This window comes from Pseudomonas sivasensis (genome assembly GCF_052938085.1).
In genome coordinates, this window is the sequence record NZ_CP176442.1 from 5,814,522 (window position 1) to 5,827,149 (window position 12,628).

10 protein-coding genes are annotated in these 12,628 nt (G+C 60.7%); all 10 read right to left on the reverse strand.

Annotation, left to right across the window (positions count from 1 at the left end):
* Positions 1–1,410, reverse strand: coding sequence for an L-histidine transporter HutT (locus tag ACKZ62_RS26785; RefSeq protein WP_447096067.1), 1,410 nt, complete (start codon positions 1,408–1,410; stop codon positions 1–3).
* A gap of 215 nt (positions 1,411–1,625) precedes the next feature.
* Complete coding sequence (hutH, locus tag ACKZ62_RS26790; protein ID WP_122756619.1) at positions 1,626–3,164, reverse strand: histidine ammonia-lyase; 1,539 nt, start codon at positions 3,162–3,164, stop codon at positions 1,626–1,628.
* A gap of 45 nt (positions 3,165–3,209) precedes the next feature.
* The gene (gene hutH / locus ACKZ62_RS26795; protein ID WP_447096068.1) at positions 3,210–4,718 is read right to left on the reverse strand and encodes a histidine ammonia-lyase; all 1,509 of its coding nucleotides are present in this window, start codon (positions 4,716–4,718) and stop codon (positions 3,210–3,212) included.
* Positions 4,719–4,859: 141 nt separating this feature from the next.
* Positions 4,860–5,684, reverse strand: coding sequence for a quaternary amine ABC transporter ATP-binding protein (locus tag ACKZ62_RS26800; RefSeq protein ID WP_050442867.1), 825 nt, complete (start codon positions 5,682–5,684; stop codon positions 4,860–4,862).
* The gene (locus ACKZ62_RS26805; RefSeq protein ID WP_032890174.1) at positions 5,681–6,532 is read right to left on the reverse strand and encodes an ABC transporter permease; all 852 of its coding nucleotides are present in this window, start codon (positions 6,530–6,532) and stop codon (positions 5,681–5,683) included. Before ACKZ62_RS26805 ends, ACKZ62_RS26800 begins: the two co-directional genes overlap by 4 nt.
* 71 nt (positions 6,533–6,603) lie before the next feature.
* Entirely contained in the window at positions 6,604–7,569 is a 966-nt protein-coding gene (locus tag ACKZ62_RS26810; protein ID WP_032890172.1) for an ABC transporter substrate-binding protein, read from the reverse strand.
* A 68-nt stretch (positions 7,570–7,637) separates the two neighbouring features.
* Positions 7,638–9,110, reverse strand: a complete 1,473-nt coding sequence (locus ACKZ62_RS26815) for a purine-cytosine permease family protein (protein WP_032890170.1) — start codon at positions 9,108–9,110, stop codon at positions 7,638–7,640.
* 142 nt (positions 9,111–9,252) lie between these two features.
* On the reverse strand, positions 9,253–10,923 hold the full coding sequence (gene hutU / locus ACKZ62_RS26820; protein ID WP_032890167.1) for a urocanate hydratase: 1,671 nt from the start codon (positions 10,921–10,923) through the stop codon (positions 9,253–9,255).
* A 405-nt stretch (positions 10,924–11,328) separates the two neighbouring features.
* A complete protein-coding gene (locus ACKZ62_RS26825; protein ID WP_032890165.1) occupies positions 11,329–11,886 on the reverse strand; it encodes a HutD/Ves family protein in 558 nt (185 codons plus the stop codon).
* Positions 11,883–12,593 (reverse strand): histidine utilization transcriptional repressor HutC, encoded by a 711-nt coding sequence (gene hutC, locus ACKZ62_RS26830; RefSeq protein ID WP_442117835.1) that lies wholly within the window; start codon positions 12,591–12,593, stop codon positions 11,883–11,885. Before hutC ends, ACKZ62_RS26825 begins: the two co-directional genes overlap by 4 nt.
* Positions 12,594–12,628 lie beyond the last annotated feature (35 nt).

Consider the following 12,628-nt stretch of genomic DNA (forward strand, 5'->3'; position numbering starts at 1 on the left):
TTATCGATGAGACACAGCCGGGTCGTATTGGACGTTGGCCGTTTGCCCGGCGGCGGGTTTGACCCACAGCAGGTAGGCAACGACCAACAGCACGATCCACACGGCGCCGACCAGCAAGGCCGCCTGGGTGTCCGGGAAGTAACCCAGCACACCAAACACAAACAGCATGAATACGATGGCCGCCGCCGGCGCATAGGGCCAGAACGGCACCGGGAATTTCAGCTCAGCGACCTGTTCTTTAGTCATCGAGCGACGCATGGCGACCTGGGTGAACAGAATCATCAGCCATACCCACACGGTGGCGAAGGTGGCAATCGAGGCAATCACCAGGAACACGTTCTCCGGGATCAGGTAGTTGAGCAGCACGCCGCCGAGCAGCGCTGCGCCCATCACCACCACGGTCATCCATGGCACGCCCTGTTTGGACAACTGGGCAAAACCCTTGGGCGCCTGCCCTTGTTGAGCGAGGCCGTACATCATGCGCCCCGCACCGAAGATGTCGCTGTTGATCGCCGAGACTGCCGCCGAGATCACCACAATATTGAGAATGGTCGCCGCCGAGCCTATGCCGAGGTTACTGAATATCTGCACGAACGGGCTGCCCTGGCTTCCGATCTGGGGCCACGGGTAGATAGCCATCAGCACAAACAGGGTCAGCACGTAGAACAATAGGATGCGCAGCGGCACGGCGTTGATCGCCTTGGGAATTACGCGCTGCGGGTCTTTGGCTTCGCCAGCGGTGATGCCGATGATTTCGATACCGCCGAAGGCGAACATCACCACCGCGAACGAGGCGATCAGGCCGCCAACACCGTTAGGCATAAAGCCGCCGTGGGCCCACAGGTTGCTCAGGCCGCTGGCCTGGGTCTCGCCCGCCGAATGGATACCGAACAGCATGATGCCGAAGCCGCCGAGGATCATCGCGACAATCGCGCCGACCTTGAGCAGCGACAGCCAGAACTCCATCTCGCCAAAGACTTTGACGTTGCACAGGTTCAGGCCGCCGATCAGAAACACAATGCCGAGCACCCAGACCCAGCGCGCGACGTCGGGAAACCAGAAGCCCATATAGATGCCGAACGCGGTGACGTCGGCGAGGCAGACGATGATCATTTCAAACGCGTAGGTCCAGCCGAGAGTAAACCCGGCCATGGGCCCCAGATAGGTGCTGGCGTACTGGCCGAAGGAACCGGACACCGGGTTGTGCACGGCCATTTCACCGAGGGCGCGCATCACCATGAAAACCGCGGCGCCGCCGATCAGGTAGGCCAGCAGCACGGCAGGGCCGGCCATCTGGATAGCCGAGGCGGAGCCGTAGAACAGCCCGGTGCCGATGGCCGACCCCAGTGCCATGAAGCGAATATGTCGGGCACTTAGGCCACGTTTCAAACCCTTTTCTTGCTGGTGCATTTCTCGTCCTTAATTATTTTTATCCTGAGAAAATTAAAAGCCGCGCTCATGACAACTGCTTTTTTTGTGGTGAGCGGGCTTGCCCCGCGCGGGGGTGCGAAGCAACCCCAAATCCGGCTACCGCATTTCACTTGGAGAAATGCGGTGACTGCAGGAGGGGCTGCTACGCAGCCCAGCGCGGGGCAAGCTCGCTCACTACAGAGAGCGAGTGTCGCTTACAGGCTCGGCAGCAACTTCGCCGGCACCAGGTCATTCAGGCAGCGGCTGGCGAGCAGTTCGCTCGCGGCGATGATGTCCGGGGCGAAGAAGCGATCCTTGTCGTAGAACCCCACTTTGGCGCGTAGGACGCCACGGGCTTTTTCCAGTTTCGGCGAGGTTTTCAGGCCTTCGCGCAAGTCCAGGCCCTGGCACGCGGCCAGCCATTCCACGGCGAGGATGCCACGGGTGTTCTCGGCCATTTCCCACAGGCGCTTGCCGGCAGCAGGTGCCATCGACACATGGTCTTCCTGGTTGGCTGAAGTCGGAATGCTGTCGACACTATGGGGATGGGCCAGCGCCTTGTTCTCGCTGGCGAGCGCGGCGGCGGTCACCTGAGCGATCATGAAACCGGAGTTCACCCCGCCATTGCCCACCAGGAACGGCGGCAATTGCGACATGTGTTTGTCCATCATCAACGAGATACGACGCTCACTGAGGGAACCGATTTCGGCGATGGCCAGCGCCATGTTGTCAGCGGCCATAGCCACTGGTTCGGCGTGGAAGTTACCGCCGGAAATCACATCGCCTTCGGCGGCGAACACCAGCGGGTTATCCGATACGGCGTTGGCTTCGACCACCAGCACTTCAGCGGCCTGGCGAAACTGGGTCAGGCACGCGCCCATGACCTGAGGCTGGCAGCGCAGGGAGTACGGGTCTTGCACTTTGTCGCAGTTCTGGTGCGACTGGGAGACCTCGCTGCTTTCGCCGAGCAGGTCGCGGTAAGCGGCAGCCGAATCGATTTGCCCACGCTGGCCGCGTGCGGCATGAATACGCGCGTCGAACGGCGAGCGCGAGCCCAGCACTGCTTCGACGGTAAGGCCGCCACAGGCCAGGGCGCCAGCGAACAGGTCTTCGCCTTCGAACAGGCCGCGCAGGGCATAAGCGGTGGACACCTGGGTACCGTTGAGCAACGCCAGGCCTTCTTTAGCCGCGAGGGTCAGCGGCGTGAGGCCGGCGACTTTCAGCGCTTCAGTCGCTTCCAGCCATTCACCTTTATAGCGCGCCTTGCCTTCGCCCAGCAGCACCAGGGACATATGGGCCAGCGGCGCCAAGTCACCGGACGCACCGACCGAGCCTTTCAACGGAATATGCGGGTAAACCTCGGCGTTGATCAGCGCGATCAGCGCGTCGATCACTTGCCGACGAATCCCGGAGAACCCACGGCTCAGGCTATTGACCTTGAGCACCATGACCAGCCGCACCAGCGCATCGCTGATCGGCTCACCGACGCCGGCGGCATGGGACAGCACCAGGGAACGCTGGAGGTTTTCCAGGTCTTCGCTGGCGATACGGGTCGAGGCCAGCAGGCCGAAACCGGTGTTGATGCCGTAGGCGGTGCGGTTCTCAGCGAGAATCTGCTCCACGCAGGCAACGCTGGCTTCGATCTGGGCTGAAGCGCTGTCATCCAGACTGAGGGTCACCGGCTGCTGGTAGATGGCCCGCAGTTGGGCAAGGCTCAGTTGGCCTGGAATCAGATTTAACGCAGTCACATTCATACTCCTTGTGAATTGTTCTTTCGAATATTTCTGTTGAATAAGGGTTCAGTGCACATCGGGTAATGCGGTGTCTTTGAGCAGCTTGGCGGCAGCTGCAATGTCCGGCGCCAGCCAGCGGTCCTGCTCGTATGCGGGGACCACTTCACGTAACAATCGCCAAGCGCGGTCGGTACCCGCGCCGAAACGCTGGGCCTTCAAAAATTCAAAGGCCTGGGCCGCCAGCAAGTACTCGATGGCAAGAATCTGGGTGACGTTGGCCAGCAGTTGATGCAGCTTCAGCGCGGCATTGGTGCCCATGCTCAAGTGGTCTTCCTGCAGCCCCGAGGTGACGAAATTATCGAGCACCGCTGGTTGCGCGAGCTGGCGGTTTTGCCCGCACAGTGATGCAGCGACGTATTGCACGATCATCATTCCGGAGTTGACCCCTGGGTTGCTCACCAGGAACGCCGGCAAGCCACTGACGTGCGGGTTGATCAAACGGTCCAGGCGGCGTTCGGCAACTGAGCCGATTTCGGCCATGGCGATGGCGAGCATATCGGCGGCCAGGGCGACGGACTGGCCGTGCGGATTGGCCTGGGACACTACGCGGTACTCGTCCGGCGTGCCAAGCACCAACGGGTTGTCAGTGGCGCTGTTGAGTTCAGTCTCGATCTGGCGGGTGGCGTGCTCCACCTGGTCGCGCGCCGCGCCGTGGATCTGCGGGATCGAGCGGATGCTCAGGGCGTCCTGTGTGCGGAGGCCTTTGCTGCTGGCGATCACTTCACTGCCGTCGAGCAAGGCACGCAGGTTGACGCCAACGTGCTGCATGCCGGGGTGCGGCTTGAGGGCGATGATTTCTTCATCAAAGGCGTCGATCTGGCCACGCTGGGCTTCGAAACTCATGGCGCCGATCACGTCGGCCCACTGCAGCAAGTGATGGGCGTCGGCCAAGGCCAGGCAGCTCAAACCGGTCATGCACGGCGTGCCGTTGACCAGGCACAGGCCGTCTTTGGCGCCGAGTACCACGGGCTGCAAACCTTCTGCCTGCAAGGCTTCCTGCGCCGTCACGATCTGGCCGCGATAACTCACCGTACCGACACCCAACAAAGCGACACCGACGTGGGCCATGTGAGTCAGGTAACCCACCGAACCTTGGGACGGCACCTGTGGCGTGATGCCGTGGTTAAGCAGCGCCAGCAACGAACGTACGACCTGCGGATGCAGGCCGGATTTTCCGTGACTGTAATTGATGACCGCGGCGCAGATAATCGCCCGGGTCTGCTCATCGCTCAGTACCGGGCCGACGCCACAGGCGTGACTCAACAGGGTATTGCGCGACAGCTGGCTGAGTTGCTCGCCCGCAAGCGACACGTTGCACAGCGCGCCCAGGCCGGTGTTCACGCCATACGCGCGTTCGCCGCTGGTGACGATGCGCTGCACGATGGCTTGGGCATTGTCGATGCGGGCCCAGGCTTGGCCCGAGAGTTCCAGCACCGCGCCGTGGCGGGCCACGGCGACCACGTCCTGCCAGCGCAGAGGGGTGTCGGCGATGGTGATTTTTGTTGCCTGGGGCATTGTTGACCTCTTCATATTCTCTACCGCTTTGCCGGCCTCATCGGGGGCAAGCCCCCTCCCACATGTTGAACGGTGAACATCTTCAAAGGTGGGAGGGAGCTTGCTCCCGATAGGGCCAGCAGCCTCACCACAGAATCTGGATCAGACCACCGCCGCCCGCCGCTGAACAAACCGGTCCACGTACTCATCCGCCGGTGAATGGAGGATCTCCCGAGGCGTGCCGACCTGGATCAACTTGCCGTCCTTGAGGATCGCAATGCGGTTACCAATGCGCACGGCCTCGTCGAGGTCGTGGGTGATGAAGACGATGGTCTTGTGCAGGGTCTTTTGCAGCTCCAGCAATTGGTCCTGCATCTCGGCGCGAATCAGTGGGTCGAGGGCGCTGAAGGCTTCGTCCATCAGGATGATGTCCGTGTCGGCAGCCAACGCACGGGCCAGGCCGACGCGCTGGCGCATGCCGCCGGAGAGCTGGTGCGGGTATTTGTTTTCGTAGCCTTTGAGGCCCACGGTTTCGATCCAGTGCAGCGCGCGTTCGGCGCACACCTGCTTAGTTTCGCCACGCACCTTGAGGCCGTAAGCGACGTTGTCGAGCACGCTCTTGTGGGGCAGCAGGCCGAAGCTCTGGAACACCATGCTGATCTTGTGCCGACGGAATTGTCGCAGGGCGTCCATGTCCAGTTGCAGGATGTCTTCGCCGTCCACGAGGATCGCGCCGCTGGTGGGGTCGATCAGGCGATTGAAGTGACGCACCAGTGTGGATTTACCGGAACCCGACAGGCCCATGATCACGAAGATCTCACCGGTGCCAATGCTCAGGGACAGGTCGTTGACGCCGACCACGCAACCGGTCTCGGCCAACACTTGGTCCTTGGTCTTGCCCTGCCCAATCATCGCCAGCGCTTCCTTGGAACGCGCGCCAAAGATCTTGAAGACGTTTCTGACTTCGATTTTGCTCACAGTCGTCATTTGCTCGCCTCATGCCGTGGGCGGCCATAGGCCTGGGTAATGCGGTCGATGACCACTGCAAGAATCACGATCGCCAGCCCGGCTTCAAGGCCACGGCCAACGTTGAGGGTCTGGATGCCGACGAGCACGTCTTCACCCAAGCCACGGGCGCCGATCATCGAGGCGATCACCACCATCGACAACGCCATCATGGTGGTCTGGTTGATGCCGGCCATGATGCTCGGCAGCGCCAACGGCAGTTGCACGCCAAACAGTTGCTGCCATCGGTTGGCACCGAAGGCGTTGATGGCCTCCATAACTTCGCCATCCACTTGGCGGATGCCCAAATCGGTGAGGCGAATCAGCGGCGGCGCGGCATAGATCACCGTGGCAAAAATCGCCGGCACCTTGCCGAGGCCGAACAGCATCAGCACCGGGATCAGGTACACGAAGCTGGGCATGGTTTGCATGATGTCGAGCAGCGGCATCAGCACCGAACGCAGGCGATTACTGCGCGCCGAGAGGATGCCCAACGGAATGCCGATCAACACCGAAATCACCGTGGCAACCATCATCAAGGCCAGGGTCTGCATCAGCTTGTCCCACAGGCCAACCGCGCCTACCAGGAACAGCAAACCGACGATCACCGCCGTAGTGACTACTTTGCGGGTAGCGTGCCAGGCCACGCCGCCGACGATGGCCAGCATCAGCCACCAAGGGGCGGCGCGCAGCAGGCCTTCCAGGTTGACGATGGCCCACAACAGCGTGTCGGAGATCTGCCGGAACACATCGCCGTAGTTGGTGACCAGTGAATCCACCCAACCGTTAACCCAGTCGGCAATGGAAAACGTAAAACTCTCAGGAAACATAGCGTGCTCTCGATCCAATGGGTTGTGGCCAGGCGCCCGGCCACCCCTCAGGGTAGCCGTGCACACTTGACCTACAAGGCCGCGTCGATTTTCTTGGCTGCGTCTTCGCTCACCCAGGCGTGCCAGACTTCAGGATGTTCCTTGAGGAAGATCTTCGCCAGTTTCGGCGACTCAATGCGCTCCTTGGCCATGCGTCCCAGGTTCTGGTTCAGCAGGTCGATGGGCAGGTTGACCTTTTCCAGCACGGCCACCAATTCAGGGGCTTGTTCGTGGAAGGTCTTGGACAGGCCGACCTTGATGGTCACGGTTTTATCCACACCAGGTTTTTCTTCAAGCTTGACCAGGTCGACCTGACCCATCAGCGGCGTCGGCGACCAGTAGTAGAACAGGATCGGCTCGCCACGCTTGTAGCTCGACAGCACCGCCGCATCCAGCGCCGGGCCGGTGCCTGGACGGAAGTTGGTGTAGGTGCTTTCCAGGCCGTAGCTTTTCAGCATTTCGCTGTTGTCCAGCTCGCAGGTCCAGCCGGCCGGGCAGTTGTAGAAGCGGCCCTTGGATGGTTCTTCCTGGTCCTTGAACACCGAGGCGTACTTGGCCAGGTCGGCGATGGTTTTCAGGTCCGGCGCCTTGGCTTCCAGCTTGCGCTTGGCGTCGCCTTCGATCACGTAGCGCGGCACGTACCAGCCTTCGATTGCGCCCACCACTGGCGCACCAACGCCGACGACTTTGCCGGCCTTCTCAGCCTTGTTCCAGACTTCGCTGCGGCCGACCCATTCTTCGGCGAACACTTGAATGTCGTTACTGCTCAGGGCGTTTTCCATGGTGATGGAGTTGCCCGGCAGGCTGTCGGTTTTGCAGTCGTAGCCTTTTTCCAGCACGGTTTGCAGGATGTCGGTGAGCAACATGCCGCTTTCCCAGTTCAGCCCGGCGAATTTCACCGGTTTACCGGACTCGCACCAACCGGCCGCCTGGGCGCCAGCGCTGGCCAGCAAGCCTGCAGAGAACAACGTGGTCAGCAGGGTCTTATGCATTTTCATTGTGTGACGCTCCCAATCATGAAATGGATTACGGCAGTCAAAAGGCGTCCTGCCTTGTCCACGTCCTGTCAGGCCCGCGCCGCAGCGCGACTGGCCCCGCTTTTTTTAGTGGGTACAACACTGTCCTGCTCGACCGGCAGAATCAGTTGATCGGGCACGCTGCCGTGCCATTTTTTCGCACACAGGTAATACAGAGCAGCGGGCAGCACCAGGCCGATAATCCAGGAGATATCCACACCCCCAAGCGCGCTCACCAGCGGACCGGTGTAGAACTTGGTAGCGATGAACGGCATCTGCACCAACACCCCGAAGACATAGACGCTGATACCCAGAGGGTTCCAACGACCGTACCGCCCGTTAGGATCGGCCAGCGCCGGCACGTCATAGCGCTCGCGGGTGATGAAGTAGTAGTCAACTAGGTTGATCGCGCTCCAGGGCGTGAAGAACGCCAGCAAGAACAGAATGAAAGACTTGAACGCACCGAGGAACGAATGCTGGCCGAGCAATGCGATCAGGGTCGCCGTACCGACGATAAGCAGCACGAACACCAGACGCTGCAGACGCGTCACCTCCAGGCGACCACGAAAGCCGCTGATGATGGTCGCGATGCACATGAAGCTGCCGTAGGAGTTCAGTGTGGAGATGGTGACCTTGCCGAATGCGATGCTGAAATACAGCAGCGCAGCGGTGGCGCCCGTACCACTCAAACCAACGATGTAGGCCACTTCATGACCGGCGAATTGCCCGTTGGCCATGGCGGCGGCGAACACGCCGAGAATCATCGCCACTTGTGCGCCAATCACTGAACCGGCGCCCGCAGCGAGAAAGGTTTTCACCGACGACGTGCTGCTCGGCAAGTAGCGCGAGTAGTCCGCCACATACGGCCCAAACGCGATCTGCCAGGAGGCGGCGAGGGACACCGCGAGCAAGAAACTGCTCCAGCTGAAATGGCGGATTTGCAGCAATGCGCCAATGTCAGCCTGGCCCATCAGGCGACTGAACAGGTAAACGAAGGCAATCACACCAATGACGCTGGCAACGCGCCCTATGAAGTGGATCACCCGATAACCAAGCACCGTGACCAGCACGATGACGCTGGCGAAGATCAGGATACCGACGCTGCTGCTGACACCAAACAACTGGCCCAGCGCCTGGCCGGAAAGCACCGTACCGGTCGCGGTAAAGCCTAGGTACATCAGGCACACCAAGACGATCGGAATGGCCGCGCCATATACGCCGAACTGCACGCGGCTGGAGATCATCTGCGGCAAGCCGAGCTTGGGCCCTTGCGCCGCATGCAACGCCATGACGCCGCCGCCGATCAGTTGACCGATCAACAGACCGATCAACGACCAGAACACATCACCGCCCAGCACCACGGCCAAGGCTCCGGTGACAATGGCCGTAATTTGCAGGTTGGCACCCAGCCACAGGGTGAACTGGCTCAATAGACGACCGTGTCTTTCCGCTTCCGGGATGTAGTCGATCGAACGTTTCTCGATCAACGGGGTGGTGCTTGCACGCGCGTCATTTGCAGCCATGGGTGTTCAACCTCTGATGGATTGTTTTGGGGGTCGCAGCCGCTCAACTGTGGGAGGGGGCTTGCTCCCGATAGCAGTGGGTCAGTCACCAGACCTATTGGCTGATACACCGCCATCGGGAGCAAGCCCCGCCCCACATGGGTTACTTGATCATTGGAAGATTGAGACCCTGCTCTTTGGCGCAATCGATCGCGATCTGGTAACCCGCATCGGCGTGACGCATCACCCCTGTCGCTGGGTCGTTGTGCAGCACACGGGCAATCCGCTCGGCCGCTTCGTCGGTGCCGTCGCAGACGATCACCATGCCGGAGTGCTGGGAGAAGCCCATGCCGACGCCGCCACCGTGGTGCAGCGAGACCCACGTCGCACCGCTGGCGGTGTTGAGCAAGGCATTGAGCAGCGGCCAGTCAGATACGGCGTCGGAACCGTCCTGCATGGATTCTGTTTCGCGGTTCGGGCTTGCTACCGAGCCGGAGTCGAGGTGGTCACGACCAATCACCACCGGCGCCGACAGCTCGCCGCTGCGCACCATTTCGTTGAATGCCAGGCCGAGCTTGGCGCGCTGGCCCAGACCGACCCAGCAGATACGCGCTGGCAGGCCCTGGAAGCTGATGCGTTCGCGAGCCATGTCCAACCAGTTATGCAGGTGGGCGTCGTCGGGGATCAGCTCTTTGACTTTGGCGTCGGTCTTGTAGATATCTTGCGGGTCGCCCGAGAGCGCAGCCCAACGGAACGGGCCGATGCCACGGCAGAACAGTGGGCGGATGTACGCCGGAACGAAACCTGGGAAGTCGAAAGCGTTTTCCACGCCTTCTTCCTGTGCCATTTGGCGGATGTTGTTGCCGTAGTCGAAGGTCGGGATGCCTTGCTTCTGGAATTCCAGCATGGCTTTGACGTGGACTGCCATGGACTGCTTGGCGGCCTTGATCACGGCAGCCGGCTCGGTCTTGGCGCGGGCGCGGTATTCGTCCCAGGTCCAGCCGGCGGGCAGGTAGCCATTGAGCGGGTCATGGGCACTGGTCTGGTCGGTGACCATGTCCGGGCGCACGCCGCGCTTGACCAGTTCCGGCAGGATCTCGGCCGCGTTACCCAGCAGCGCGATGGAAATGGCTTTGCCTTCTTTCGTGTATTTGGCGATACGGGCCAAAGCGTCGTCGAGGTCGGTGGCTTGCTCATCGACATAACGGCTGGCCAGGCGGAAATCGATGCTGACCTGCTGGCACTCGATGTTCAGCGAGCACGCGCCGGCCAATGTCGCGGCCAGCGGCTGTGCGCCGCCCATGCCGCCGAGGCCGGCGGTGAGGACCCAACGGCCTTTCAAATTGCTGTCGTAATGCTGGCGACCGGCTTCAACGAAGGTTTCGTAGGTGCCTTGGACGATGCCCTGGCTGCCGATGTAGATCCAGCTGCCGGCAGTCATCTGGCCGTACATAGCCAGGCCCTTGGCATCCAGTTCGTTGAAGTGTTCCCAACTGGCCCAGTGCGGAACCAGATTAGAGTTGGCGATCAACACGCGCGGGGCGTTGCTATGGGTCTTGAACACGCCGACCGGTTTGCCGGATTGCACCAGCAGGGTTTCGTCGTCGTTCAGATTGGTGAGGCTCTCGACGATCTGGTCGTAGCACTCCCAATTACGTGCGGCGCGACCAATGCCGCCGTACACCACCAACTCTTTCGGGTTCTCGGCCACTTGCGGGTCGAGGTTATTCATCAGCATGCGCAGCGGTGCTTCAGTCAGCCAGCTTTTGGCGGTGAGCTTGTTACCGCGGGCGGCGCGGATTTCGACGTCACGGTATTTTGTAGGCTTGGTCACTGCTAGGACTCCTCGGCGATCGATGCGCGAACATGGATGGTGCGAAGGAGAGTCTTACGCACACATCTTTACTTGTATGTACAAGCATATGCAATCAAGCGGCCAACTTTCTAAGTGAGGTGTTTGGATTTTTTTGGAAAGGGTGTGTGAGCCTTGGAAATTAAGGCTTAGAGAGATGATGAAATTTCTTACAAAGGGGTTTTCTAGCGAGGGCGGTTTGTCACGACAGCATGGTTTTGCGCCACGCTGGGGCGTTCGGTAACAAAATGGTGCGAGGGTTGGAAACAGATCCCAACAACAGTGAGAAACAAATGTGGGAGGGGGCTTGCCCCCGATAGCGGTGGATCAGTCAGCCCATCTGGTACTGACACACCGCAATCGGGGGCAAGCCCCCTCCCACATTTTTTAACCGCGCTGAGTCAGTTCGATGATGCAGCTACGGCCAGTGATAGAGATGTCCAGCAAGCCAGCGTTACCGTCCACTTGCAGGCAATCGTGATGGCCCAGTACCTGGTCCAGCACCTTCACTTCATCCGCCACGCTGAACACCAGCACCGTCTGCGCCGTACTGAAAAACCGCTGCACACCATCCATCCACTGCAACCGCGCGTGGTAGCGCTCGGGCGAATAAATCAGGTTGAAATCGCGAATCGGCCCAGTGATCAATCGGCACGACACCTGACTGTCACCCTTGAACGCGAACGGTTGCAGCGGTAACAGTCCGCGCTGCTCCTCGCCATCCACGGTCAGCACCATGCCTGCGCCCTTGATTACCGTGATCACACGCTGGTAACCGGCGAAGGTGGAAAAGCCGCCCGACTCGGCGATATCGGCAATCGACAAGCGCCAGCCAAAGCCATCCAGGCCATCGCCGGCATCACGGGAGATTTCTTCGGTACTGCCACCGCCGTTTTTCCACGGCATGCGGACGTAATCGGCGGCGCGCCAGACTTTCAAACTCATTTACTGAAGCGTCCTTCGAGGCTGTGACGGGAACCAGGGTGGATCAACCGCGCGGCGGTCACCGGCTGGCGTCCGGACCAGGTGCGTCGGCGAATCAACAGGCACGGTTCGGAGGGCTCGATTTGCAGCAGCTTGCACTCGTCGGCGTCGGCGAGGATCGCTTCCACGACGTGCTCGCCTTCCGTCAGCGGCGCAACCTGGTTGAGATAGGCATAGGGCGTTTGTTGGGTGAAATCCTGCTGCAGGTATTCCGGCGCGACCAGGGCGTTGACGAAACGGTCTTCGATTTGCACGGGAATATCGTTTTCGTAATGCACGATCAGTGAGTGGAACACCCGCCCGCCTTCGCGCATTTCCAGGGCGACGGCACGTTCGGAACCGGCGGCCTCTTCGCCCAGGGTGATGACCTGGCAGGTATGCCGATGACCGCGGGAAGCGATCTCATCGGCAATGTTGTGCACTTCAAACAGCGCCGATTGGCTTTTGGGCTCGGCCACAAAAGTACCGACGCCTTGCATGCGAACCAGCAACCCTTCGGCGGTGAGTTCGCGCAGGGCGCGATTGATCGTCATTCGGCTGAAGCCCAGCTGGCTGACCAGTTCACTCTCCGACGGCACGCGGTAATGGGGTGGCCAGTTGCCGTTGAGGATCTGCTGGCTGATCATCTGTTTGACGCGGGCATACAAGGGCGCCGGACTTTCGTCCATGTGGGCAGCCAGTGAAGACTTGGCGGGCGGAGTCG

Coding starts and splice junctions, on each gene's coding strand:
- ACKZ62_RS26810 (WP_032890172.1), bottom strand. CDS start 7,569: ATGAAAATGCATAAGACCCTGCTGACCACGTTGTTCTCTGCAGGCTTG.
- ACKZ62_RS26815 (WP_032890170.1), bottom strand. CDS start 9,110: ATGGCTGCAAATGACGCGCGTGCAAGCACCACCCCGTTGATCGAGAAA.
- hutC (WP_442117835.1), bottom strand. CDS start 12,593: ATGGACGAAAGTCCGGCGCCCTTGTATGCCCGCGTCAAACAGATGATC.
- ACKZ62_RS26825 (WP_032890165.1), bottom strand. CDS start 11,886: ATGAGTTTGAAAGTCTGGCGCGCCGCCGATTACGTCCGCATGCCGTGG.
- hutH (WP_122756619.1), bottom strand. CDS start 3,164: ATGAATGTGACTGCGTTAAATCTGATTCCAGGCCAACTGAGCCTTGCC.
- ACKZ62_RS26785 (WP_447096067.1), bottom strand. CDS start 1,410: ATGCACCAGCAAGAAAAGGGTTTGAAACGTGGCCTAAGTGCCCGACAT.
- ACKZ62_RS26805 (WP_032890174.1), bottom strand. CDS start 6,532: ATGTTTCCTGAGAGTTTTACGTTTTCCATTGCCGACTGGGTTAACGGT.
- hutH (WP_447096068.1), bottom strand. CDS start 4,718: ATGCCCCAGGCAACAAAAATCACCATCGCCGACACCCCTCTGCGCTGG.
- ACKZ62_RS26800 (WP_050442867.1), bottom strand. CDS start 5,684: ATGACGACTGTGAGCAAAATCGAAGTCAGAAACGTCTTCAAGATCTTT.